The sequence below is a fragment of the Mumia flava genome (genome assembly GCF_002797495.1).
GTDB lineage: Bacteria > Actinomycetota > Actinomycetes > Propionibacteriales > Nocardioidaceae > Mumia > Mumia flava.
On sequence record NZ_PGEZ01000001.1, the window covers coordinates 1 to 23,703 of the forward strand.

The window sequence follows — 23,703 nt, forward strand, 5'->3', positions numbered from 1 at the left end:
GTTGAGTTCTCAAACATCACACACACAAACCCCAGCCATCCCCACCACACAGGCAGAAACACCAGAACAAAGCGCGCAAACCCCAAACCTACCAGAACTTCGAGCGGCAGCCAACGGGCGCTGCTCGGTGGTCTCAGGTGAGGGAGTCGGACCGGAACCGCGGGCCCGACCTTCCGGCCTTGCCCGCCGCCGTCCTCGGCGACAGGTGAAACATTACGCGCGGGTCAACGCACGGTCAAATCCGGGGGCTGTGGCCTGGCTCACAATCGCGTTTCTGCAGGTCAGAGCCACTTTGCCCGTCCACGGCGCGGTCACCCGCGCGTGTCGAGCTCGACTCCGGCGACCGACCGCTTGCCGCGACGCAGGACGACCAGCCCGCCGGCGAGGAGACGCTCGTCGACGGAGCCCTCCGGGTCTGTGGCCCGGACGTTGTTCACGTAGGCCCCGCCCTCGGTCACGGCACGCCGCGCGGCCGATCGGCTGTCGACCAGGCCGGCGGCCACCAGCGCGTCCACGACCGTGCTCCCCGGGGCGACCGCGACCAGTCCCGCCTCCGCCAACGCAGCACGCAGCGTCGACTCCGGCAGGTCCTCCAGCTCGGCACGGCCGAAGAGAGCGGCCGACGCCTGCTCTGCCGCCCGGACCTCCGCCTCCCCGTGGACGAGCGTGGTCACCTCCGCGGCGAGACGACGCTGGGCGATCCGCAGCTGCGGCTTCTCTGCGGACTCCCGCTCGATCTGGGCGATCTCCTCCAGGTCGAGGAAGGTGAACTGGCGCAGGTACTCCCCCACCTTCGCGTCCTCCGCGTGGATCCACGTCTGGTAGAACGCGTACGGCGAGAGCATCTCCGGGTCCAGCCAGAGGGCTCCCCCGGTCGACTTGCCGAACTTGGTCCCGTCGGCCTTGGTGATCAGCGGCGTCGCGAGGGCGTGCACCCGGTCGCCGTCCGCACGGCGGATCAGCTCCACACCGGCCGTGATGTTGCCCCACTGGTCCGAGCCGCCCGTCTGCAGGGCGCAGCCGTAGCGTCGGTGCAGCTCGAGGTAGTCCATCGACTGGAGCAGGACGTAGCTGAACTCCGTGTAGCTGATGCCGGACTCGAGCCGACTGGCCACGACATGGCGGTCGAGCATGCGGTTCACCGGGAAGTGCTTGCCGACGTCGCGCAGGAAGTCGATCACGTTGACGTCACGCGTCCAGTCCAGGTTGTTCACCACCCGGGCGGCGTTGTCGCCCTCGAACGAGACGTACTGCTCGACCTGGCCGCGGATCCGCTCCACCCAGTCGGAGACGGTCTCGCGGCTGTTCAGGGTGCGCTCGCCCACGTCACGTGGATCTCCGATCAGACCGGTCGAGCCGCCGACGAGGATCAGCGGCCGGTGCCCGGCGAGCTGGAGCCGACGCGCGGTCAGGATCTGGAGCAGGTTGCCCATGTGCAGGCTCGGGGCGGTCGGGTCGAACCCGACGTAGTACGTGACCGGCCCTGCCGCGAGGTCGGCCTCCAGCGCCTCGCGGTCGGTCGAGTGCGCGATCAGGCCGCGCGCGTCGAGGTCGTCCAGCACGTTCGTGGTCACGTTCGTCTCCTTCGTCCGGCCACCGTGGCCGGACCGTCGTCCGGGCGTCGGGACCGCGCCGTACGACACGGTCCCAGGCCGATTCTCGCCTAGGCGCCCGAACGCACGCACGCGGCACCGCCGGGCAGGTGCCCTGCGGTGCCGCGTGCTCGGGCGCGTCGGGGGCTACGCCCGCCCGCTGCTGCGCCGGGCGCGACGCGACAGCGAGTCGATGGTGACGGCCAGCAGGAGGACGAGGCCGGTCACCATGTACCGGACCTCGGCCTGCACGCCGATCAGGTTCAGGCCGCTGGTGATCGACTGGAGGACCAGCATCCCGAACAGCGCCGCGTAGGCGGAGCCGCGACCGCCGAACAGGCTCGTGCCGCCGATCACCGCGGCAGCGATCGCCATCAGGTTGGTGTCGGTGCCGCCGCTCGACTGCGCGACCGACTGGAGCCGGCCCGCGGCCAGCACGCCACCCAGAGCCGCGAACGTCGAGCACAGCGCGAACACGGTCAGGTAGACCCGGTTGACCGGGATCCCGGCTCGTCTCGCCGCCTCCTCGTTGCCGCCGACCGCGAACACGTAACGACCACCCTTGGTCCGGCGGAGCACCACGTCGACCAGCACGATCAGACCGATCCAGAGCAGCGGCAGGTAGCCGACGCCGCGGTCGATGTTGAGGTAGTACGCACCCCCGAGCATCGCCGCGACCATGAGGCCCGCCCGGACCGCGACGCTCCGCGCCGTGGGCACGGAGAGGTTCGCCGCCCGCCTGCGCGCCATCGCCCGCAGCCGGATCCCGAAGTACGCCAGGCCGATCAGGACGGCGAGGACGTACGACGCCAGCGGCGAGAGGTACCAGAAGTTCGCGAAGTCCACGAGCTTGCTGTTCACCGGCAGGTTGACCGTGCCTCGCGGCCCGAGCACCCAGAGCTGGACCCCGAGGAACGCGAGCAGTCCCGCGAGGGAGATCACGAAGCTCGGCACCCCGAACCGGGTGTAGATCAGGCCGTACAAGGTCCCGATCGCCAGACCCGAGCACAGCCCGGCCGCGATGGCGAGCAGCAGCGGCCAGTCCTGGTAGACCAGCAGCGTCGCCAGCACCGCTCCCCCGACGCCGCTGACCGAACCGACCGACAGGTCGATCTCGCCGAGCAGCAGCACGAGCACGATCCCCAGCGAGATCATGCCGATCGTCGCGGAGTCGAGGCTGATCTCGACCAGGTTGCGCGACGACAGGAATCGCGGGTTCAGCAGGTAGAAGACGACCCAGATGATCAGCAGCCCGGTGATGACCGGGACCATCCCGAGGTCGCCCGAGCGCATCCGCCGGACGAACCCGCGGACCAGCGCCTGCGGCGAGTTGTCCTGCACCAGCCGCTCGTCGCTGCGGTCGTACGCGGTCGTGGTGCTCATGCGCCGTCCTCCTCGGTCGGGCGGGACCCTTCGGTCGGGCGGACGTCGTCGCTGGAAGGGACGTCGTCGCCCGGAGGAGCCCCGTCGTTCGCGGACGCGTCGTCGCCGAGCGTCCGCGCTGCGCGCTCGGCGACCACGTTGTCGGAGGCCCCGGTGATCGCGGCGACCAGTTCCTGCGTGGTCACGTTCTCGATCGAGAACTCCGCAGCGTTGCGCCCCAGCCGGAGCACGTAGATCCGGTCGGCGACCGCCTGGACGTCCGCCATGTTGTGGCTGATCAGCACCACACCGTGGCCGCGCTCGCGCAGCCGCTCCACCAGGTTCAGGACCTCGGCCGTCTGCGCGACACCGAGCGCGGCCGTCGGCTCGTCGAGCATCACGACCTTGGGGTCGCCGACGAGGCTGCGGGCGATCGCGACGGTCTGGCGCTGGCCACCGGACAGCGAGGCCACCGGCTCGCGGACCGACGGGATCTTGGCGGACAGCTGGCGCAGCAGCTCCCACGACCGCCGCTCCATCTCGACCTCGTCGAGCACGCCGCTGCCGGTCTGCTCGTGGCCGAGGAAGAGGTTCGCGACCACGTCGAGGTTGTCGCAGAGAGCGAGGTCCTGGAAGACCGTCGCGATCCCGAGCGTCTGGGCGGACCGCGGACCGTCCACGCTGACCACGCGGCCGTCGAAGACGATCTGGCCGCCGTCGGGTTGGTAGACCCCGGACATGATCTTGACCAGGGTGGACTTGCCAGCGCCGTTGTCACCGACGAGTGCGACGACCTCACCGGGCCGTACCTCGAGATGAACGTCGCTGAGCGCTTGCACGGCGCCGAAGCGTTTCTCGACACCGCGCAGCGACAGGATCGGCTCGCTGCCGTTGCTCATGTTCACACCTTCGCGGAAGGGACGTGCGTGTGCGGGCGAGGCTCGCCGCCCCGCCCGCACACGCCGGACCGATCGATCAGCTGATCCCTGCGGCCGCGCACGCGTCGGCGTACTCGGCGGTGCAGATCTCGTCGACCGAGTAGAACCCGTCGGCGACGACCGTGTCAGCGATGTTGTCGGTCGTCACCACGATCGGATCGAAGATGAACGAGTCGACACCCTGGAAGTCCGTGGTCTCGCCCACGTCCTCGCCGTTGACGATCGCGACCGCGACCTCGGCGGCCTTCTCGGCCTCGACCTTGATCGGCTTGTAGATCGTCATGTACTGCTGCCCCGCAGCGATCCGCTGGATCGCCGCGAGCTCGGCGTCCTGCCCGGTCACGGGCGGCATCTGCTGGACGCCGGCCGCACGCAGCGCCGCGATCACGCCACCGGCCTGGCCGTCGTTCGCGGCGTAGACGCCGGCGAGCGAGGACGGGTCGATGTTGTTGAGCTGGCTGCTGGTGAACTTCTGGGCGTTGTCCGGGCTCCAGTCCGGGTTGTCGTACTCCGCGACGATGTTCAGGCCGCTGCCGTCGATCGACGAGTGCGCGCCCTCCTTGAACTGTGCGGCGTTCGGGTCCGTCGGCGAGCCGTTGAGCATGAGGATGTCGCCCTTGCCGCCGGTCGCCTCGACCAGTGCCTCACCCTGCATCTCGCCGACACGCTGGTTGTCGAACGACATGTAGTAGTCCGCGCCCTCCATGAACCGGTCGTACGCGATCACGGGCACGTCGGCGCTCTGGGCCGACTTCACCGCACCGGCGGCCGCGTCGCCGTCGACCGGGTCGAAGACCAGCACGTCGGCGCCGTCGGTGATCGCCGACTGCGCCTGCTGCTGCTGCTTCTGCGGGTCCTGGTCCGCGTTCAGGTAGTTGACCTCGCAGTCGTCGCACAGCTCCGCCACCTTCGCCTCGAAGAGCGGCTTGTCGTGCGCCTCGTACCGGGTCGTCTTGGTCTCCGGCAGCAGCAGCGCGATCGTCTTGGTGTCGCCTCCGTCGCCGGAGCCGTCGCTGCTGTCGTCGTTCGCGCCGCATGCACCCAGTGCCCCCGCGAAGATCACGGTGACGGCCGCCCCTGCGGCGGTGCGCGCCATTCTGTTCACGCTGTCCTCCCCTGTCTTATGTGAGCCGGGTCACCGGCCCTGCTCAGAAAGTGTCGAGAGGATCAGGGCAAAACGTCAAGTCGTGAACGTATCTGTGACCATTCCGAGACCTCCAGTGAAAGAATGATCACCTCTTGACGATTCTCGGGAACTGACTACGGTGTTGCCCATGCCGGCCCCGGGAACGACCTCAGCGCTGCGCGCCGCCAACCTCGAGCGCGTGGTCGAGACGCTGCGCGCCGGCCGCGCGATGACCCAGGCGGAGATCGCCCGGCGCACCGACCTGGCCCCGGCCACCGTGTCCAACATCGTCCGCGGCCTCGCCGCCGACGGGCTGGTCGAGACGTCCGGCAGCGGCGGGCGCGGCGGGCTGGCGGTGCGGATCGCACCCGGCGCGGGCTACGTCGTCGGCGTCGACTTCGGCCACTCCCACCTCAGCGTCGCGCTCGGTGACCTCGCCGGGCGCACCGTCGGCGTCGTCGACGAGCCGATCGACAACGACCACGACCACCGGTACGGGCTCGAGCGTGCCCGACGCCTGCTCAGCGGGCTCCTCGGAGACGCCGGAGCCGATCCCGCTGCCGTCCGCGCCGCCGGCCTCGGCCTCCCCGCCCCGATCGACCGTGACGGACGGGTGGTCGCCGCGTCGATCCTGCCCGGCTGGGTCGGGGTGAGCGCATCCAAGGTCGCCGCGAGCGCGTTCGGCGTCCCCGTGCTCGTCGACAACGACGCCAACCTCGGCGCCCTCGCCGAGCACCGCAGGTCCGACCCGGCGGTGGGGTCGCTCGCCTACCTCAAGGCCGGGTCGGGCGTCGGCTGCGGGCTCATCCTCAACGACGACATCTACCACGGCGGGCTGGGCACGGCGGGCGAGCTGGGTCACGTCACACTCGATGAGTCCGGCCCCCTGTGCCGCTGCGGCAGCCGCGGCTGCCTCGAGGCGTACGCCGGGGGCAGCGGCATCGTCGCCCAGCTGGAGGCCCGCGTGCCGGAGCTGTCCGTGTCCGGGATCACGGACCTGGTGGCCGACGGCGACACCGGCGCCGCGCGGCTGGTGGAGGATGCCGGACGGGCGCTCGGCCAGGGATGCGCGATCCTCGTCAACCTCCTCAGCCCGGAGTCCATCGTCATCGGCGGTGACCTCGCATGCCCCGCTCTCCTCGACGGCGTCCGTGACGGCCTGCGGCGCCACGCCGTCGGGACCCTCGGCAGCGACGTGAGCCTGTCCCTGTCGACCCTCGGCGACCGGGCCTCGGTGACCGGCGCCCTCATGCTCGCCCTGCGCTCCGTGCCGTTGTCGGCGGCCTGAGTCAGCGAGCCGGAGCGCGCGGGCTGCGGCGGTAGGCGGAGACGGTCGACTCCCCTGGCAGCCAGAGCCGCCACGGCCGGTCGGCGGCCTTCGAGACCCCGACGCGGGGACCCGTGCGCGCGCTCGCCGGCGGGTGCGACCGCCTCAGCGCGACCGGGCCGCCACGCAGGCTCGTGCCGCTGTCGGCGACGGTGAGGGCGAGCGCCTGACCGAGGCACGCCGGTCCCCGAGCGAGCGCCACGTCCGGCACCGGGCCCCGGCGCTGCCGCGCGATCGCGTGACCGTCGATCACCTCGCCGGCGCGCAGCAGGACGGCCGCAGCGTCGCCCTCGGGTCCGACCACGACGTTCGCGCAGTGATGCATCCCGTAGCTGAGGTACACGTACAGCACGTCCGGCGGGCCGAACATCACGGCGCTGCGGGGCGTCGGCCCACGCCCGGCGTGCGAGGCGGGGTCGCCCGCGCCGCCGTACGCCTCGACCTCGGTGACCCGGACCGTCACGCCGGCGTGGGTGACCCGGGCGCCCAGCAGCGCCCGGGCCTCGGCCATGAGGTCGTGATCGTCCACCCTCGCAGTGTGCCCGCCGTCCGGTCAGGCGGCTCCGAGAGCCCCGCGCACCGCCGCCAGGCGGGCGTCGATCTCCTCGATCTGCTCGGCCACGCGGACCTGGGCGGTCCCGCCACGACCGTCACGGCTGGCGATCGAGCCCTCGACGCTCAGCACCTCGCGCACGCCCGGCGTCAGGTGCTCCGAGACCGACGTGAGGTCCTCGTCGGTCAGGTCCCACAGCTCGATCCCGCGCTCCTCGCAGAGGCGCACGCACGCGCCCGAGATCTCGTGCGCGTCACGGAACGGCACGCCCTCGCGGACCAGCCACTCGGCGACGTCGGTGGCGAGCGAGAAACCCTGCGGCGCGAGCTCGGCCATCCGTTCGGTGTTGAACCCGAGCGTCGCGACCATGCCGGTGAACGCCGGGAGCAGCACCTCGAGGGTCTCGGCCGAGTCGAAGACCGGTTCCTTGTCCTCCTGGAGATCGCGGTTGTACGCGAGCGGGAGCGCCTTGAGCGTGGTCATCAGGCCGGTGAGGTTCCCCACCAGGCGGCCCGCCTTGCCGCGCGCGAGCTCGGCGATGTCCGGGTTCTTCTTCTGCGGCATGATGCTCGACCCGGTCGAGTAGCCGTCGTGCAGCCGGACGAAGTCGAACTCCTTCGTCGCCCACACGATCACCTCCTCGGCGAACCGCGAGACGTCGATGCCGATCATCGCCGTCACGAACGCGAACTCGGCGGTCGTGTCGCGGGCCGCGGTGCCGTCGATGGAGTTCGGTGCCGACCCGGTGAACCCGAGGTCGGCGGCGACCGCCAGCGGGTCCAGGCCGAGCGACGAGCCGGCGAGCGCACCCGAGCCGTACGGCGACTCCGACCCGGTCCGCGCATCGAAGTCGCGCAGGCGCTCCAGGTCCCGGACCAGCGGCCAGGCGTGCGCCAGCAGATGGTGGCTCAGCAGCACCGGCTGCGCGTGCTGGAGGTGCGTACGGCCGGGCATGGTGGCGCCGAGGTGGGTCCGGGCCTGCTCGACGATCGCGTCGACGAGATCGCCGACCAGACCGGCGATCGTCGAGGCGTGGTCGCGCAGGTACATCCGGCCGAGCGTAGCGATCTGGTCGTTGCGCGACCGGCCCGCACGCAGACGACCGCCCAGCTCGGGCCCGAGCCGCTCGACCAGCCCGCGCTCGAGCGCACTGTGGACGTCCTCGTCACCGGGGTCGGCGACGAAGACCCCGGCCGCCACGTCGGCCTCGAGGGCGTCGATCCCGGCGAGCAGCCGCTCGAGGTCCGCATCCGTCAGCAGACCGGCGCGCGACAGCACCCGGGCGTGCGCCCGCGAGCCCGCCAGGTCGTACGGCGCCAGCTGCCAGTCGAAGTGCGTGGAGCGCGACAGCGCCTCCAGCTCCCGCGACGGACCGCCGGCGAACCGGCCGCCCCAGAGGGCGGCACGGGCCTGCTCGGGCTCGGGGGTCATCGTCACTCCCCTGCCACGGTCCGGTCGCGCTTGTTCGCCAGGGTGCTCGACATCCCGAAGATCTCGATGAAGCCGCGCGCCATCGACTGGTCGAACGAGTCGCCCTCGTCGTACGTCGCGAGGTTGAAGTCGTACAGGCTCGAGGTCGACCGCCGGCCGGTGACCGTCGCACGGCCGCCGTGCAGGGTCATCCGGACCTCGCCGGTGACGTGCTCCTGCGACGTGTCCACGAACGCGTCGAGCGACCGCTTCAGCGGCGAGAACCACAGGCCGTCGTACGCCAGCTCGCCCCAGCGCTGGTCGACCCCGCGCTTGTAGCGTGCGAGCTCGCGCTCGATGGTGACGTTCTCGAGCTCCATGTGGGCCGCGATCAGCGTCATCGCGCCCGGTGCCTCGTAGATCTCGCGGCTCTTGATGCCGACGAGGCGATCCTCGACCACGTCGATCCGGCCGATTCCCTGGGCGCCCGCGCGCTCGTTCAGGTCCTGGATGGCCTGCAGCACGCTGACGGGCTTCCCGTCGATGGTCACCGGGACGCCGCCGTCGAAGCCGATCACGACCTCGTCGGCGTCGCGCGGCTGGGCCGGGTCGGACGTGTAGGAGTACAGGTCCTCGATCGGGCCGTTCCAGATGTCCTCGAGGAAGCCGGTCTCGACGGCACGACCCCACACGTTCTGGTCGATCGAGTAGGGCGACTTCTTGGTCACGTCGATCGGCAGCCCGTGCTCCTCGGCGTAGGCGATCGCCTTCTCGCGCGTCCACGCGTAGTCGCGCACCGGCGCGATCACCTTGAGGTCCGGTGCGAGCGCCTTCGTCCCGACCTCGAACCGGACCTGGTCGTTGCCCTTGCCGGTGCAGCCGTGCGAGACCGTGGTCGCGCCGTGGTACATCGCGGCGTCGACCAGGTGCTTCACGATCAGCGGACGCGACAGGGCGGACACGATCGGGTAGCGGTCCTGGTACAGGGCGTTCGCCCGGACGGCCGGCAGGCAGTACTCCTCGGCGAACTCGTCCTTCGCGTCCACCACGACCGACTCGACCGCGCCGCAGGCGATCGCGCGCTCGCGGACGACGTCCATGTCCTCGCCGCCCTGGCCCACGTCCACCGCCACCGCGATGACCTCGGCCCCGGTCTCCTGCCCGAGCCAGCCGATGGCCACCGAGGTGTCGAGGCCGCCCGAGTACGCGAGTACGACCCGCTCGGTCATGATGTCTCCTTCGTCTGATTCTCCTGGGTGGCCAGAGCACGGAACTGCTCGGCCACGGTGTTTCCTCCGTCGGGGTCGTGACAGATCACGAGCACCGTGTCGTCTCCGGCGATCGTGCCGAGCAGCGCGGGAAGCGCCGCGTGGTCGATCGCGGAGGCGAAGAATTGCGCCGCGCCCGGCGGCGTGCGGAGCACGACCAGGTTGGCCGTGCCCTGGGCCGAGACGAGCAGCTCGTGGCACAGGCGCGCCAGCCGCGCCTGCGCCGAGACCGGCTCGACGGCCGGACGCGGGGTCATGTCGCCGCCCTCGGCGGGCACCGCGTAGACCAGGCCGCCGCTGGGGTGGCGGACGCGGACCGCGTCGAGCTCCACCAGGTCGCGCGACAGCGTCGACGCCGCGACCTGCACCCCGTCGTCGGCGAGGCGGTCGGCCAGGTCGGTCTGCGACCGGATCACCTCGGTGCCGAGCAGCTCGATGATCCGCTGCTGCCGCGCGGCCTTCGTCGCCGGGATCACGCTCATCGTCCGGCGTCCGTCCGGGCGAGCAGCCAGCACAGCAGGGCCTTCTGGGCGTGCAGGCGGTTCTCGGCCTCGTCCCAGACCACGCTCTGCGGCCCGTCGATCACCGGGCCGTCGATCTCGAAGCCGCGGTACGCCGGCAGGCAGTGGAGCACGATCGCGTCCGGCGCCGCGAGGGCGAGCAGCCGCTCGGTGACGCTGTAGTCGCCGAACGTCGCGGCTCGCAGCGCCTTCTCCTCCTCCTGGCCCATCGAGACCCACGTGTCGGTCGCGATCACGTCCGCGCCGGCCGCGGCCGCGTCGGGGTCGGTCAGCACCTCCACCGATCCGCCCGTCACGCTCGCGCGCGCCTTGGCGTCGGCGAGCACGTCCTCACGCGGGGCGTACGCGGCGGGCGCACCGATCCGTACGTGCATCCCGGCGTTCGCGCCGGCGAGCAGGTACGAGTGCGCCATGTTGTTCACGCCGTCGCCGAGATAGGTCATCGTGAGGCCTGCGAGCCGGCCCTTGTGCTCGCGGACGGTCTGGAGGTCCGCGAGCAGCTGGCAGGGGTGGAAGTCGTCGCTCAGTGCGTTGACCACCGGGACGGTGCTCGTGGCCGCCATCTCCTCCAGGCCGGACTGGGCGAAGGTGCGCCACACGATCGCGCTGGTCATCCGCTCGAGCACCCTCGTGGTGTCCGCGACCGACTCGCCGCGGCCCATCTGGCTGGAGCCGGCGTCGAGCACCAGCGGGGACCCGCCCAGGTCCGCGATCCCGACGGCGAACGAGACCCGGGTCCGGGTCGACGCCTTGTCGAAGATCACGGCGACGGTCTGCGGGCCGTCGAGCGGGCGCGCGGAGTGCGGCGCTCGCTTCAGCGCATCCGCCAGGTCGAGGACCTCGACGAGCTCGGCAGGCGACAGGTCGTCGTCACGGAGGAAGTGCCGCATCAGTCCTCGCCTCCGCTCCGGTCGGCCGGGGCCGCCACCTCCCCGACGACCTCGGACTCGGCCGCGAGCTCGGCGAGCACCTGGGCCAGCGCGTCGACGGCCTCGTCCGCCTGCTCGGCGGTGAGGATCAGCGGCGGGACCAGCCGGAGCCGCTGCGGCGTCGCAGCGTTGAGCACGATCCCGCGCGCGAGGAGCCGGTCACGCACCTCGTTGGCCACCGGGGCGCTCAGGCCGATGCCGATCAGGAGACCGGCGCCGGACACGTCGGCGACCAGCGGCAGCGCGGCGGCGCGCTCACGGACCCGGTCCCCCACCGTCGTCGCGTTCACGAGCAGGCCGTCGGCCTCGATCGTGTCCAGGACGGCGAGCGCGGCAGCGGTCGAGACCGGGTTGCCACCGAACGTCGTGCCGTGGTTGCCCGGCTGCAGCAGGTCGGCCGCCGCACCGAACGCGAGGCAGGCGCCGATCGGGATGCCCCCGCCGAGCCCCTTGGCGACCGTCAGCACGTCCGGCTGGACCCCCGAGGCGGTGTAGGCGAACCAGGCGCCGGTCCGGCCGATCCCCGACTGGACCTCGTCGAACCACAGCAGCGCTCCGTGCTCGTCGGCGATCCTGCGGGCGGCCGCGAGGTAGCCCGCCGGCGGGACGATCGCACCGGCCTCGCCCTGCACGGGCTCCAGCACGATCGCCGCCACCGTCTCGTCGACCGCGGCGGCGAGCGCGTCGGCGTCGCCGTACTCGACGAACGCGACGTCACCGGGCAGCGGCTCGAACGGCGTGCGGTAGGCCTCCTTGTGCGTCAGCGCCAGCGCCCCCATCGTGCGCCCGTGGAACGCGCCGGTGGCCGCCACCACGCGCGTCCGTCCGGTCCGCCGGGTCAGCTTGAACGCGGCCTCGTTGGCCTCGGTGCCGGAGCTGGTGAAGAACACCTTCCCCGGCTGCCCGACCAGCCCCAGGAGCCGCTCGGCGAGCTCGACCTGCGGCGGCGTCGCGAAGAAGTTGGACACGTGGCCCAGGGTCGCCATCTGCTCGTCGACGGCCTTGCGCAGCGCGGGGTGCGCGTGCCCGAGCGCGTTCACGGCGATGCCGGCGAGCAGGTCGAGGTAACGGTTGCCGTCGGCGTCCCACACGTACGCGCCCTCGCCTCGGACCAGCACCCGCTGCGGGGGCCCGAAGGTGTTCATCAGCGAGCCGGCGTAGCGGTCGGCCCAGGCGGTCTGCTCCGTCATGACGTCTTCCTCAGTGCGGTCCGGATCTTCGTCTCGGCCTCGGGGAGCACCTGGGTGCCGACACCCTCGTCGGTGAAGATCTCCAGCAGGACGGCGTGCGACTCGCGCCCGTCGACCACGGTGGCGCGCGGCACCCCGGCACGGATCGCCTTCACGCACGCGGTCATCTTCGGGACCATGCCCGACGCCAAGGTCGGGAGCAGGGTCTCCAACGAGTCGACGCTGATCTGACCGATCACGTCGTCGCTGTCCGGCCAGTCGCGGTAGAGCCCCTCGACGTCGGTCAGCACGAGCAGCTTCGCGGCGCCGAGCGCGCCGGCGAGCGCGGCGGCGGCGGTGTCGGCGTTCACGTTGTGCACGACGCCGTCGTCGTCGGGCGCGACCGAGGAGACGACGGGGATGCGCCCTGCCTCGATCAGGTCGAGCACCGCCTCCGGGCGGACCTCGCTGACCTCGCCGACGAGACCGAGGTCGACCTCGTCACCGTCGACGATCGCCGTCGTACGGGTCGCGGTCAACAGGCCGGCGTCCTCGCCGGACAGGCCGACGGCCAGCGGTCCGTGCTGGTTGAGCAGCCCGACCAGCTCGCGGCCGACCTGACCGACGAGCACCATCCGTACGACGTCCATCGCGTCCGGTGTCGTGACCCGCAGGCCGCCGCGGAACTCCGAGTCGATCTGGAGGCGGTCGAGCATCGAGGAGATCTGCGGCCCTCCGCCGTGCACCACGACGGGCTTGAAGCCGGCGTAGCGCAGGAACATGATGTCCTCGGCGAAGGCCTGCTTGAGCTCCTCGTCGACCATCGCGTTGCCGCCGTACTTCACGACGATGATCTCGCCGTGGTACTGCATCAGCCAGGGCAGCGCCTCGGCGAGGATGCCGGCCTTCTCGGTCTTGCGCTTCCAGTGCGCGGGGATGTCGTTCATGCTCTCGTCCGTCGAGTCGGTCATGAGGAGTACGCCGAGTTCTCGTGCACGTACGCGTGGGTCAGGTCGTTCGTCCAGATCGTGCCGGTCTCGTCGCCGGACTTGAGGTCGATCCGGACGTGCACCTGGCGCTGCTCGAGGTCGACCTGGTCGCGGTCGTCGCCCAGACCCGAGTTGCGGCAGACCGTCACGCCGTTGATCGCCACGTCCAGGTCGGCGGGGTCGAACGCCGCCCCGGTGGTGCCGACCGAGGCGAGGATCCGGCCCCAGTTCGGGTCGCGCCCGTAGATCGCGGTCTTGAACAGCGCGCTGCGTGCGACCGCACGGCCGACCTCGAGCGCGTCGTCCTCGCTGGCCGCGCCGACGACCTCGATGCTGATCTCGTGGTCGGCGCCCTCGGCGTCGGCGAGCAGCTGCAGCGCCAGGTCACGACAGAGGTCGGTGAGCTGGTCGGCGAACGTCTGCGCGCCGGGCTTCACCCCGCTCGCGCCGCTCGCCATCAGCAGCACGGTGTCGTTCGTCGACTGGCAGCCGTCGGAGTCGAGCCGGTCGAAGCTGCGCGCGGTCGCGTGCCGCAGGGCCGCGTCGCACTCGGCCGGTGTCAGGTCCGCGTCGGTGGTGAGGACGACGAGCATCGTGGCGAGCGACGGCGCCAGCATGCCCGCGCCCTTCGCCATCCCGCCGATCGTGTAGCCCTCGCCGGTCACCACGGCCTGCTTCGAGACCGAGTCGGTCGTCATGATCGCCTCGGCGGCCGTCGGGCCCCCGTCGGACGCCAGAGCCGCGACGGCGTCGGCCACGCCGCCGAGCAGAGCGTCGCGGTCGTTCAGCAGACCGATCAGTCCGGTCGAGCAGACCTGGACGTCGACCGGCGCGACCCCGAGCAGCTCGCCTGCGGTCTCGGCGGTCGCGTGGGTCACCGCGAACCCGTCGGGCCCGGTGTAGCAGTTCGCTCCGCCGGAGTTGATCACGACGGCGCGCGCGGACCCGGTCCGGATCGCCTGCTCGCTCCAGAGCACCGGGTTGGCCTTGCAGCGGTTCGAGGTGAAGACCGCCGCTGCGGAGCTCTGGGGGCCGTCGTTGCGGACGACGGCGACGTCCGGCTTGCCGGTCGACTTCAGGCCCGCGGCGACACCGGCGGCGGAGAATCCCTGAGGTGCGGTGACACTCACGGCGCCACCCCCGCCACCGGGAGGCCGAGGCCCTCCGGCAGGCCGAGGGCGAGGTTCATCGACTGGATCGCCGTGCCCGCCGTCCCCTTCGTCAGGTTGTCGATCGCGCCGACCGCGACCACGCGGCCGACCCGCTCGTCGAGCGCGGCCTGGACGTGCACGCAGTTGGAGCCGAGCACCCCCTTCGTCTGCGGCCACTGCCCCTCGGGCAGCAGATGGACGAACGGCTCGTCGTCGTACGCCTTCGCGTAGGCGGCCCGCAGATCGTCGGCGTCGACGCCCGGGCGGGCCGGAGCACTGACCGTCGCGAGGATGCCCCGCGACATCGGCGCGAGGATCGGGGTGAAGGAGACCCGGACGCCGTCCGCGCCCGTGAGCGCGAGGTTCTGCTCGATCTCCGGGGTGTGCCGGTGCACGCCTCCGACGCCGTACACCGACGCCTGGCCCATCACCTCCGCGCCGAGCAGGTGCGGCTTGAGCGACCGGCCCGCGCCCGACGTGCCGGTCGCGGCGACGACGACGACGTCCGGATCCACCAGGCCGGCCCCGACGGCCGGCAGGATGCTGAGGGTCGACACGGTCGGGAAGCATCCCGGCGCGGCGATCCGGTTCACACCGGCGAGCCGCTCGCGCTGCCCCGGCAGCTCCGGCAGACCGTACGGCCAGCTGCCGGCGTGCTCGCCGCCGTAGAACGTCTGCCACGCCTGGGAGTCGGTCAGCCGGAAGTCGGCGCCGCAGTCCACGATCAGGACGTCGTCGCCCAGCTGCGCGGCCACCTCGGCCGAGGCCCCGTGCGGGAGGCCGAGGAAGACGACGTCGTGCCCGGCGAGGACCTCCTGCGTCGTCTCCCCGAGCACCCGGTCGGCCAGCGGCGTCAGGTGCGGGTGGTGCTCACCCAGTCTCGACCCGGCGTTGGAGCCGGCTGTGAGCGCTCCGATCTCGACCTCGGGATGGCCGAGCAGCAGCCGCAGGACCTCCCCTCCGGCGTACCCGCTCGCTCCGGCGACGGCGACACGTGAAGTCATGCCGGCCAGTCTTGCACGGACTTGCAGCCTCATGCAAATCCGTGCATTGGATCACACCGTCAGCACCTCAGGCGGGATCTCAGGCCCGCTGGACCGCCCCGGTCAACTCGGCCGCCCGTGCGACCGCAGCGTCACGAGCCTGCGCGGCCTCGGCCTCGGTCAGCGTCCGGTCGCCGGCGCGCAGTCGCAGGGCGAACGCCAGCGACTTGCTGCCGTCGGGCACCGGGTCGCCGGTGTAGACGTCGAACAGCCGGACGGACTCGAGCAGGTCGCCCCCGCCCTCGACCAGTGCGGCGGCGACGTCCGCGCTCGGGACGGACGCATCGACCACCAGCGCGACGTCCTCCTTCGCGACGGGGAACGTCGAGAAGTCCGGACGAGGGCCGATCTCCGGCGACGCCGCCAGCAGCGCGCTCAGGTCGATCTCGCCGGCCACCGCGCGCGGCGGCAGGCCGTATGCCCGACAGACGCGCGGATGCAGCTCGCCGGCGTGGCCGACGACCGTCCCGTCCAGCGAGAGGACCGCGGTCCGCCCGGGGTGCCAGGGCGCTCCGACGTCGCCGGAGCTCACCTCGAGCTCGAGATGGAGCGAGCCCGCGACCGTACGGAACGCCTCCACGGCGTCGCCCCACGTCGCGCGGCGGCCCTCCCCCCACCAACCGGCACGCTCGCGTCGCCCGGTGACGGCCACCGCCAGGTGGTACGGCTGGGCCGGGAGGGCGGCGTCGAGCGCCGCGATCTCGTCGTCGCTCGGACGGGCGTCCACGCCCGGGATCGGGGCGTCGGGCTGGTCCTGCTCGGGCAGGTACACCCGTGCGGTCTCGAAGATCGACACGTCGTCGTGCCCACGCCCGACGTTGAGCGCCAGCGCACGCAGCACGCCCGTCATCAGCGTCGTGGTGAGTCCCGGCTCCTCCGCCGACAGAGGATTCTCGAGCAGCACCTGGTCGCGTCGTACGTCGTCGGGAGCGAGCCCGAGGCGGTCGAAGTCAGCCGGGCCGGCGAAGGGGAACGTCGTCACCTCCACGTAGCCCGCGCCCGCCATCACCTGGCCGACCCGGCGACGACGCCGCTGCAACGGCGTCAGGCCCCGCCCTGCCGGGGCGGGCGGGAGCACGGAGGGGACCTGGTCGTACCCGACGTGCCGCAGGACCTCCTCGACCACGTCGTACGGGTCGGTGAGGTCCGGACGCCAGCTCGGCGCGACCACGGTCAGCAGGTCGTCGGACAGCTCGACGGCACAGCCGTTCGCCTCCAGCGCGACCACTGCGGTCTCGGCCTCGATCGGGAGCCCCGCGATCCGCTCCGGCAGGTCCGAGGCGAGGGTGATCTGCTTGCGCGCCGGCGGCCGACCGACGACGGTCACGCCCTCGTCGGCGACCGCGCCGCCGAGCTCGACCAGCAGCTCGGCGACCCGCTGGCTCGCGCGCAGCGGGAGCTCGGGGTCGGCGCCGCGCTCGAAGCGTCGCGACGCCTCGCTCGACAGCCTCTGCAGGCGGGCCGTGCGGGCGATCGTCGGCGCGTCGAAGTGCGCCGCCTCGATCACGACGTCCGTCGTGTCCGGGCCCAGCTCGGTCGTCGCGCCGCCCATCACGCCCGCGAGCCCGATCGGGCCGGAGTCGTCGGTGATGAGCAGGTCCTCGGTCGACAGGTCCCGCACCTGGTCGTCCAGCGTCGTGACCTTCTCCCCCGGCGCCGCGCGTCGGACCACGATCGGGCCCTGGAGCCGGCTCGCGTCGTAGCCGTGGATCGGCTGACCCAGCTCGAGCATCACGTAGTTGGTGATGTCGACCGCGAGCGAGATCGGGCGCATGCCCGCCAGCTCCAGGCGCCGCACCATCCAGCGGGGCGTCGGGCGGGTCGGGTCCAGGCCCCGGACCGTCCGTGTGACGAACACCGGGCACGCGACCGGGTCCTCGACGACGACCGGGTACGACGCCGCCTCGGTCTCCGGGAGCGTCACGTCGGCGGGGTCGTGGAAGGCCACGTCGAAGCCGATCGCCGCATCGCGGGCCACGCCGCGCATCGACAGGGCGTACGCGCGGTCCGGGTTGACCTCCAGGTCGAGCACGTCGTCGCGCAGACCCAGCAGCGCGACCGCGTCCGTCCCGGGCTCCGCGCTGTCCGCCGGAAGGACGATGATGCCGTCAGGGTCTCCGGCCGTCCCCAGCTCCGCGCCCGAGCAGATCATCCCGTCGGAGACGTGACCGTAGGTCTTGCGGGCGGCGATCGCGAAGTCGCCGGGCAGGACCGATCCGGGGAGCGCCACGACCACGAGGTCGCCGGGGCCGAAGTTGTGGGCTCCGCAGACGATGCCGCGAGGTCCGCCGTCGACGCCGTGGTCGGGCCCGACGTCGACCGAGCACCAGTTGATGGTCTTGCCGTTCTTCTGCGGCTCCGGCTCCGCGCTCAGCACCCGACCGACCACGATCGGGCCGCTCAGCCCGGCGCCCGCCTCGATGATCTCCTCCAGCTTGAGGTCGAGCATCGTGAGACGGTCGGCGAGCGCCGCCGTGCTCAGGTCCGCGGGAAGGTCGGCGTACTCGCGCAGCCACGAGGTGGGAACGCGCATCAGATCTCCACTCCGAACGGCTCGGTGAACCGGATGTCTCCGTCGAACAGGTCACGCAGGTCCGCGATGTCGTAGCGGCCGGTGATCGTGCGGTCGAGGCCGATCCCGAAGGCGAAGCCCGAGTAGCGCTGCGGGTCGACTCCGTTCGCGATCAGCACCCGGGGATTCACCACCCCGCAGCCGCCCCACTCGACCCAGCCCTCGCCACGGCACGTACGGCACTGCGCGACCGCGCCCGGCTCGTTGTGGCAGACGTAGCAGAGCAGGTCCATCTCGGCGCTCGGCTCGGTGAACGGGAAGTACGACGGCCGGAACCGTGTGGTCATCCCCTCGCCGTAGATCGCCTGCGCGAAGTGGTCCAGCGTGCCCTTGAGGTGTGCCATCGACAGGCCCTCGTCGATCGCCAGACCCTCCACCTGGTGGAAGACCGGCGAGTGCGTGGCGTCCATCTCGTCGGTGCGGAACACCCGCCCAGGAGCGATCACGTAGATCGGAGGTGTGCGGGTCAGCATCGTGCGGGCCTGGACCGGCGAGGTGTGCGTCCGCAGCACCCGGGCCGCGCTGGCGGGTGAGACCCAGAAGGTGTCCTGCATCGTCCGCGCCGGGTGGTCCGGGCCGAGGTTCAGGGCGTCGAAGTTGAGCCACTCGGCCTCGACCTCGGGGCCCTCGGCGACCTCCCACCCCATCCCGACGAAGATGTCGGCGACCTTCTCCTGGACCGTCGTGATCGGATGACGGGCCCCGCGGGGCGTACGGTCGGTCGGCAGCGTGACGTCGACCGCCTCGTCGACGAGCATCCGCGCCTCCGCCTCGGCCTCGAGCACCCCCTGGCGCTCGGCGAGCGCGGCGGCGACCGCCTTGCGGGCCTGCCCCACGCGCATCCCGGCGTCCTTGCGGGCCTGCGGGGGCAGCGCGCCGATCTCGCGGTTCGCCAGCGCCAGCGGCGACCGGTCACCGGTGTGGTCGATCCGCGCCTGCTTCAGGGCCTCGAGCGAGTCCGCAGCGGCGAGGGCCGCCAGCGCGGCATCGCGCATGGCCTCGACCTCGTCTGCGTGCAGCGGCGTGACCTCGACCGGGTCGTAGTCGCTGTTGGGTCCGGACATGGTCACCTTTCGTCACGGTCTGACGGGTCAAGTCTAGGGAGCGCGTCCACCGGGTTACGCGGGCGGTTCGTCGCGGAGCACCTCGGGCTTGTTCTGGGGGAACCAGACCCGGACCTCGGCCCCGCCCTCGGGACCGTCGAGCACCTCGATCTCGCCCCCGTGGCCGTCCGCGACCCCCTTGACGATGTAGAGGCCGAGACCCGTCCCGCCGCGATCCCCCGACTTCCAGAAGCGGGTGAACATCCGGTCCCGGACCTGCTCGGGGATCCCCGGGCCGAAGTCGGAGACCGTCAGCCGGACTCCGTCACCGTCGGCAGCCTCCACCCGCACGTCGCGTACTCCCTGCCCGTGGCGCTCGGCGTTCTCCACGAGGTTCGTGACGAGCTGGGCGACCCGGTCGGGGTCGACCCAGACCGGTGGCAGCTCGTCGTCGGCCACGACCACGATCCGGCCCTCGAACCCCAGCGACAGGCCCGCCAGGATCGCACGGACGTGCTCGGCGACGTCCGTCGGCTCGACCCGCAGGGTCAGGCGCCCCGAGTCGATCCGGGCTGCGTCCAGAAGGTCGGTGATCAGCCGGGACAACCGGTCGGCGTCGGCGTCGACCGTCTCCAGCATCAGCCGACGCTGCCCGTCGGTGAACCGGTCCCAGTTGCGCAGGAGCGTCGCCGTGAAGCCCTTCACCCCCGTCAGGGGCGAGCGCAGCTCGTGCGCGGCGGTCGCGACCAGGTCGGAGTGGGCGCGGTCGCGGTACGCGCGGGCGTGGGCGCGCCGCAGGCTGAGCACGAGGCGCACCACCGGCCCGCGAGGCTCCTCGCGGACCAGGCGCCCGGTCATCAGGATCTCGTCGCCGTCCGCGGTGTACCAGCCCTGCTCGCTCAGCAGCGTGCGCTGCGGGAGCCCGCCGTACGGGTCGAGGCAGGAGAACCAGTCGTGCCCCGTCAGATCGTCCAGCGCGACGGCGTCCCGCACGTGGCGACCGACCAGATCCTCCGGCCGCGCGCGCAGGACCCGGCGCGCCGCGGCGTTCACGTCGGTCACGCAGCCGTCGGCGTCGGCGACCACGACCGCGTCGGGCAGGTCGTCGTACCCGCTCATGACCCACCGCCCCCGCCGAGATCGCCCCGACCCGCCGCCGCACCGCGTCGCTGGGCCCGCGCCGAGGCGTACAGGCAGACGGCCGCGGCGGTCGCGAGGTTGAGGCTCTCGGCCCGACCGTAGATCGGCACTCCGACGACCGCGTCCGCACGGGCGCGGAGGTCGTCGGGAAGGCCCCAGGCCTCGTTGCCGAACAACCAGGCCGTCGGCCCGGCCAGCGCACCGGCGTCGTCGAGATCCACCAGGTCCTCGCCGCCGCCGTCGGCCGCGAGGACCTGCAGGCCGGCGCCGCGCACGGCGGCGAGCACCGCGACCGTGTCGCGGTCGCAGACGATGTGCGGATGGAACAGGCTGCCCACGCTCGCCCGGACCGCCTTCGGGTTGTACGGGTCGACCGAGTCGCCGGCGAAGACCACCACGTCCGCGCCCGCAGCGTCCGCGCACCGCAGGACGGCCCCGGCGTTGCCCGGGTCGCGCACGTCGGCACAGACCGCGACCAGCCGGGGCGCCGTCGACAGCGCCACGGCGAGCGGGACGTCGAGCGCGTCGCAGACCGCGACCATCCCCTGAGGGCTGACGGTGTCGGTCAGGGCCGCGACCACGTCCGCGTCGACGACGCTCCAGCGCGAGCCCGCAGCCCGCACGAGCTCCGGATGGCGCTGCGTCGCGTCCGCGGTGGCGAAGACCTCCCGGACGACCGTCGGCTCGACGCCGAGCGCCTCACGGACCGCCTGCGGGCCCTCGGCGAGGAACGCCCGCTCCCGGTCACGGAAACGACGCGTGGCGAGCCTCCGAGCAGCCCTGACACGCCCCGTACGAGGGGTCAGGACCGGCTCGGGACTCGCCACGCGTGCTCCGATCGCTCGGCTGCGTCAGGCAGCCGCGTCGCTGGCCTTCGGCTTGTTGACGTCGGCCGGCAGGCTCGCCTTCGCGGTCTCGACCAGGGCGGCGAACGCCGTGGGGTCGTTGACCGCCAGGTCCGCGAGGATCTTGCGGTCGACCTCGACGCCGGCCTCGCGCAGACCCTGGATGAAGCGGTTGTACGTCAGGTCGTGCTGGCGCACGGCCGCGTTGATCCGGGTGATCCACAGGCGACGGAAGTCGCCCTTCTTGGCCCGGCGGTCACGGTAGCTGTAGACCAGCGAGTGCGTGACCTGCTCCTTGGCCTTGCGGTACAGGCGGGAACGCTGACCGCGGTAGCCGGAAGCCCGCTCCAGCGTCTCGCGACGCTTCTTGGCGGCGTTGACGGAACGCTTGACGCGTGCCATGGGTTACTCCTCGTTCGTGTCTGGGGTGGGGCGGGCCGGGCTCAGAGACCGAGCATGCGCTTGACGCGCGGGACGTCGGCCTTGGCGATCGGCTGATCGCCCTTCTCCAGACGGGTCCGGGCCGTGTTCTGCTTCTGCATCAGGTGGGTGCGACGACGACCGTGCTTGTGCACGAGCTTGCCGGTCCCGGTCGTGCGGACGCGCTTCTTCATGCCCGAGTTGCGCTTCATCTTCGGCATCTCATGCCTCCATGTCGGGGTCGAGGTTCTCGGAGCGGCGACGCGGCTTCTTGGCGCTCGGCGTCTGCTCGCTGGCTTCGCGGCGGGCCTTCTCGTAGTCGCGGTCGGCCTGCCGCTCCGCTTCCCGCTCGGCGGCCTGGCGATCCTTCGCCTGCTTGGCCTCCTGACGGGCTTCGGACTTCTTCTTGTGAGGGGCGACGACCATCGTCATGTTGCGGCCGTCCTGGCGCGGCGCGGCCTCGATGAAGCCGAGCTCCTCGATGTCGCCGGCCAGGCGCTGCAGGAGACGGAAGCCCAGCTCGGGGCGGCTCTGCTCACGACCACGGAACATGATCGTGATCTTGACCTTGTCGCCCTGCTTCAAGAACCGCTCGACGTGACCCTTCTTGGTGTCGTAGTCGTGCTGGTCGATCTTGGGGCGGAGCTTCATCTCCTTGATGATGGTGTTCGTCTGGTTGCGCCGGGACTCGCGGGCCTTCTGGGCGGCCTCGTACTTGAACTTGCCGTAGTCCATCAGGCGGCAGACGGGCGGCCGGGCCGTGGGCGCGACCTCGACGAGATCGAGGTCGGACTCCTGGGCCAGGCGCAGGGCGTCGTCCAGACGGACGATGCCGACCTGCTCGCCGTTGGGGCCGACGAGGCGCACCTCGGATGCGCGAATCCGGTCGTTGATGCGCAGATCTGTGCTGATGAGTCCTCCTGGGTTCGTACCGGGTCGGTCGTACGGGTGTCGGTGCGACGACCACCGGGAACGAAAAGAAAATGGCCTTCGCTCGAAGCGAAGGCCACCACCAGGCACCGCGACCAGGCGCGGTGTCGCCGATCAGAGCTGCGATCGACGCGGACCCGGCAACCTTCGGTCACCCAGGTGGGAGGCGGACTCCACTTCGGCGGTCAACAGTAGCAGAGCGTCCGACAAGACCGAAATCCCGCGGCAACCCGCCCGACAACGTCCCGTCACCCGCCCCCGCCACCCTGGTCCCATGCTGTACCGCGTACGGACGACCTTCCGGGACCGGCCCGGCGTCCTCGCCGCGCTCGCGACGGTCTGCGGCGACGCCGGCATCAACATCCTCAGCTTCCAGGCCTTCCCCGCCCACGACGGCGTCACCGACGAGCTGGTGGTCAGCGTCGGCGCGGGATGGACCGAGATCGGCGTCGCGCAGCTGGTCACCGAGGCCGGCGGCCGTCAGGTCAGCGTGACGCGCTGCTCCGCCCGCTCCTTGCGCGACGCACCGACGAGCTACCTCAGGGCCGCCGCCGACGTGCTCGGCGGACGCTCCTCGTTGCACGCTGCCCTGGAACGGCTGCTCGAGACCGAGGCGCCCGACGTCGCCGACTACGCCGGTCACGACACGATCGAGCTCACCGGCACCGAGCCGCTCGCGGTCAGCCGGGCCGTGCCGTTCACCGCGACCGAGCGAGCCCGCGCCTCGGCGCTCGCCGACCTCGTCGCCGCGGTGGGCCCGGCGCCCGACCCGCCGGTGCCCGCCGCGCCGCGGCCACCCGCCCAGGACCCGGTCGTACGGGATGCGACCGCCGAGGACGCCGACGACCTCGCCGCCCTGCACACGCGCTGCAGCGAGCGCACGCTCTTCCTCCGGTACAACGCACCGATGACGGGCGTGATCCATCCCCGCATGGCGCGGCGCCTCGTCGCGCCGGCCGACGGGGTGGCGGTGATCGCGACCACGGCGAGGACCGTGACCGGCCACGCCGTCGCGATCCCGACCGACGAGGACGACCCCACCCGCTGGGAGCTCGGGATCCTCGTGGAGGACGTGTGGCAGCGCCGCGGCCTCGGCACCGCCCTGCTGCGCCACGTGACGTGGGCGGCGCGGCGCGCAGGCGCCGCGGAGGTGGAGATCGTCACCGAGCCCGGCAACGACGCGATCCTGCGGACGATCGGCCGAGCGGGGCTGCTCGCCCGGATCACCCGTGAGGGCACGGCGCTGCGGATCAGCGTGGCGCTCAGCCCGGACGCGGTGCCCCGCTGCGCATCGCCTGTCCGGTGATCCCCGACTGCTAGGCTGCCCCACCGGCCCTGGTCGGTTCGACCCTTCCCCCGAGCGTCGAGGAGCTTC

22 protein-coding genes are annotated in these 23,703 nt (G+C 72.0%); 2 read left to right on the forward strand and 20 right to left on the reverse strand.

Features of this window, described 5'->3' with window-relative positions:
* Positions 1–311: 311 nt before the first annotated feature.
* From tyrS to CLV56_RS00020, 4 genes are all read right to left on the reverse strand, one after another.
* Positions 312–1,574 carry a tyrosine--tRNA ligase gene (gene tyrS, locus CLV56_RS00005; protein ID WP_039359074.1) on the reverse strand — a complete coding sequence of 421 codons (1,263 nt, stop codon included), beginning with the start codon at positions 1,572–1,574 and terminating at the stop codon, positions 312–314.
* A 165-nt stretch (positions 1,575–1,739) separates the two neighbouring features.
* Positions 1,740–2,975, reverse strand: coding sequence for a sugar ABC transporter permease (locus CLV56_RS00010; protein ID WP_039359077.1), 1,236 nt, complete (start codon positions 2,973–2,975; stop codon positions 1,740–1,742).
* The gene (locus CLV56_RS00015; RefSeq protein WP_100414203.1) at positions 2,972–3,853 is read right to left on the reverse strand and encodes an ATP-binding cassette domain-containing protein; all 882 of its coding nucleotides are present in this window, start codon (positions 3,851–3,853) and stop codon (positions 2,972–2,974) included. The genes CLV56_RS00010 and CLV56_RS00015 overlap by 4 nt, the downstream gene beginning before the upstream one ends.
* A gap of 76 nt (positions 3,854–3,929) precedes the next feature.
* The gene (locus CLV56_RS00020) at positions 3,930–4,988 is read right to left on the reverse strand and encodes a substrate-binding domain-containing protein (protein ID WP_039359079.1); all 1,059 of its coding nucleotides are present in this window, start codon (positions 4,986–4,988) and stop codon (positions 3,930–3,932) included.
* A 178-nt stretch (positions 4,989–5,166) separates the two neighbouring features.
* On the opposite strand from CLV56_RS00020, the gene CLV56_RS00025 reads away from it, so the two are divergent.
* Complete coding sequence (locus CLV56_RS00025; RefSeq protein ID WP_039359082.1) at positions 5,167–6,306, forward strand: ROK family transcriptional regulator; 1,140 nt, start codon at positions 5,167–5,169, stop codon at positions 6,304–6,306.
* Between the two features lies 1 nt (position 6,307).
* Here the strand turns inward: CLV56_RS00025 and CLV56_RS00030 are convergent, their stop codons facing one another.
* From CLV56_RS00030 to infC, 16 genes are all read right to left on the reverse strand, one after another.
* Positions 6,308–6,856: a DNA-3-methyladenine glycosylase gene (locus tag CLV56_RS00030; protein ID WP_039359166.1), complete on the reverse strand. Its 549-nt coding sequence runs from the start codon at positions 6,854–6,856 to the stop codon at positions 6,308–6,310.
* Positions 6,857–6,898: 42 nt separating this feature from the next.
* Positions 6,899–8,329, reverse strand: coding sequence for an argininosuccinate lyase (gene argH / locus CLV56_RS00035; RefSeq protein WP_039359167.1), 1,431 nt, complete (start codon positions 8,327–8,329; stop codon positions 6,899–6,901).
* A 2-nt stretch (positions 8,330–8,331) separates the two neighbouring features.
* Positions 8,332–9,537: an argininosuccinate synthase gene (locus tag CLV56_RS00040; RefSeq protein WP_039359085.1), complete on the reverse strand. Its 1,206-nt coding sequence runs from the start codon at positions 9,535–9,537 to the stop codon at positions 8,332–8,334.
* Positions 9,534–10,058 (reverse strand): arginine repressor, encoded by a 525-nt coding sequence (locus tag CLV56_RS00045; protein ID WP_039359087.1) that lies wholly within the window; start codon positions 10,056–10,058, stop codon positions 9,534–9,536. The genes CLV56_RS00040 and CLV56_RS00045 overlap by 4 nt, the downstream gene beginning before the upstream one ends.
* A complete protein-coding gene (gene argF / locus CLV56_RS00050) occupies positions 10,055–10,990 on the reverse strand; it encodes an ornithine carbamoyltransferase (protein WP_039359090.1) in 936 nt (311 codons plus the stop codon). The genes CLV56_RS00045 and argF overlap by 4 nt, the downstream gene beginning before the upstream one ends.
* Positions 10,987–12,216 (reverse strand): acetylornithine transaminase, encoded by a 1,230-nt coding sequence (locus CLV56_RS00055; RefSeq protein WP_100414204.1) that lies wholly within the window; start codon positions 12,214–12,216, stop codon positions 10,987–10,989. The genes argF and CLV56_RS00055 overlap by 4 nt, the downstream gene beginning before the upstream one ends.
* On the reverse strand, positions 12,213–13,166 hold the full coding sequence (argB, locus tag CLV56_RS00060; RefSeq protein WP_039359093.1) for an acetylglutamate kinase: 954 nt from the start codon (positions 13,164–13,166) through the stop codon (positions 12,213–12,215). The genes CLV56_RS00055 and argB overlap by 4 nt, the downstream gene beginning before the upstream one ends.
* Entirely contained in the window at positions 13,163–14,314 is a 1,152-nt protein-coding gene (gene argJ, locus CLV56_RS00065) for a bifunctional glutamate N-acetyltransferase/amino-acid acetyltransferase ArgJ (RefSeq protein ID WP_039359096.1), read from the reverse strand. The genes argB and argJ overlap by 4 nt, the downstream gene beginning before the upstream one ends.
* Entirely contained in the window at positions 14,311–15,339 is a 1,029-nt protein-coding gene (argC, locus tag CLV56_RS00070) for an N-acetyl-gamma-glutamyl-phosphate reductase (protein ID WP_039359098.1), read from the reverse strand. The genes argJ and argC overlap by 4 nt, the downstream gene beginning before the upstream one ends.
* A 79-nt stretch (positions 15,340–15,418) precedes the next feature.
* A complete protein-coding gene (pheT, locus tag CLV56_RS00075) occupies positions 15,419–17,911 on the reverse strand; it encodes a phenylalanine--tRNA ligase subunit beta (protein ID WP_039359100.1) in 2,493 nt (830 codons plus the stop codon).
* A complete protein-coding gene (pheS, locus tag CLV56_RS00080) occupies positions 17,911–19,014 on the reverse strand; it encodes a phenylalanine--tRNA ligase subunit alpha (protein WP_039359104.1) in 1,104 nt (367 codons plus the stop codon). Before pheS ends, pheT begins: the two co-directional genes overlap by 1 nt.
* Before the next feature lie 54 nt (positions 19,015–19,068).
* Entirely contained in the window at positions 19,069–20,112 is a 1,044-nt protein-coding gene (locus CLV56_RS00085) for a sensor histidine kinase (protein ID WP_170224737.1), read from the reverse strand.
* Complete coding sequence (locus tag CLV56_RS00090) at positions 20,109–20,960, reverse strand: TrmH family RNA methyltransferase (protein WP_039359106.1); 852 nt, start codon at positions 20,958–20,960, stop codon at positions 20,109–20,111. The genes CLV56_RS00085 and CLV56_RS00090 overlap by 4 nt, the downstream gene beginning before the upstream one ends.
* A 24-nt stretch (positions 20,961–20,984) precedes the next feature.
* Positions 20,985–21,380: a 50S ribosomal protein L20 gene (gene rplT / locus CLV56_RS00095; RefSeq protein WP_039359107.1), complete on the reverse strand. Its 396-nt coding sequence runs from the start codon at positions 21,378–21,380 to the stop codon at positions 20,985–20,987.
* Between the two features lie 41 nt (positions 21,381–21,421).
* Positions 21,422–21,619: a large ribosomal subunit protein bL35 gene (locus CLV56_RS00100; protein ID WP_039359109.1), complete on the reverse strand. Its 198-nt coding sequence runs from the start codon at positions 21,617–21,619 to the stop codon at positions 21,422–21,424.
* A gap of 1 nt (position 21,620) precedes the next feature.
* Positions 21,621–22,265: a translation initiation factor IF-3 gene (gene infC, locus CLV56_RS00105; protein ID WP_039359112.1), complete on the reverse strand. Its 645-nt coding sequence runs from the start codon at positions 22,263–22,265 to the stop codon at positions 21,621–21,623.
* A gap of 337 nt (positions 22,266–22,602) precedes the next feature.
* Here infC and CLV56_RS20435 point away from each other — a divergent pair, with 337 nt between their 5' ends.
* Entirely contained in the window at positions 22,603–23,634 is a 1,032-nt protein-coding gene (locus tag CLV56_RS20435; protein ID WP_170224741.1) for a GNAT family N-acetyltransferase, read from the forward strand.
* The last annotated feature ends 69 nt before the right edge of the window (positions 23,635–23,703 follow it).

Bases quoted from the DNA above. Each gene is read 5' to 3' on its own strand.
- CLV56_RS00015 (WP_100414203.1), bottom strand. From the start codon at position 3,853: ATGAGCAACGGCAGCGAGCCGATCCTGTCGCTGCGCGGTGTCGAGAAA.
- CLV56_RS00040 (WP_039359085.1), bottom strand. From the start codon at position 9,537: ATGACCGAGCGGGTCGTACTCGCGTACTCGGGCGGCCTCGACACCTCG.
- CLV56_RS00020 (WP_039359079.1), bottom strand. From the start codon at position 4,988: ATGGCGCGCACCGCCGCAGGGGCGGCCGTCACCGTGATCTTCGCGGGG.
- rplT (WP_039359107.1), bottom strand. From the start codon at position 21,380: ATGGCACGCGTCAAGCGTTCCGTCAACGCCGCCAAGAAGCGTCGCGAG.
- CLV56_RS20435 (WP_170224741.1), top strand. From the start codon at position 22,603: ATGCTGTACCGCGTACGGACGACCTTCCGGGACCGGCCCGGCGTCCTC.
- CLV56_RS00010 (WP_039359077.1), bottom strand. From the start codon at position 2,975: ATGAGCACCACGACCGCGTACGACCGCAGCGACGAGCGGCTGGTGCAG.
- pheS (WP_039359104.1), bottom strand. From the start codon at position 19,014: ATGTCCGGACCCAACAGCGACTACGACCCGGTCGAGGTCACGCCGCTG.
- CLV56_RS00085 (WP_170224737.1), bottom strand. From the start codon at position 20,112: ATGAGCGGGTACGACGACCTGCCCGACGCGGTCGTGGTCGCCGACGCC.
- argB (WP_039359093.1), bottom strand. From the start codon at position 13,166: ATGACCGACTCGACGGACGAGAGCATGAACGACATCCCCGCGCACTGG.
- CLV56_RS00055 (WP_100414204.1), bottom strand. From the start codon at position 12,216: ATGACGGAGCAGACCGCCTGGGCCGACCGCTACGCCGGCTCGCTGATG.
- argC (WP_039359098.1), bottom strand. From the start codon at position 15,339: ATGACTTCACGTGTCGCCGTCGCCGGAGCGAGCGGGTACGCCGGAGGG.
- CLV56_RS00045 (WP_039359087.1), bottom strand. From the start codon at position 10,058: ATGAGCGTGATCCCGGCGACGAAGGCCGCGCGGCAGCAGCGGATCATC.
- pheT (WP_039359100.1), bottom strand. From the start codon at position 17,911: ATGCGCGTTCCCACCTCGTGGCTGCGCGAGTACGCCGACCTTCCCGCG.
- CLV56_RS00100 (WP_039359109.1), bottom strand. From the start codon at position 21,619: ATGCCGAAGATGAAGCGCAACTCGGGCATGAAGAAGCGCGTCCGCACG.
- CLV56_RS00030 (WP_039359166.1), bottom strand. From the start codon at position 6,856: ATGGCCGAGGCCCGGGCGCTGCTGGGCGCCCGGGTCACCCACGCCGGC.
- CLV56_RS00025 (WP_039359082.1), top strand. From the start codon at position 5,167: ATGCCGGCCCCGGGAACGACCTCAGCGCTGCGCGCCGCCAACCTCGAG.
- argH (WP_039359167.1), bottom strand. From the start codon at position 8,329: ATGACCCCCGAGCCCGAGCAGGCCCGTGCCGCCCTCTGGGGCGGCCGG.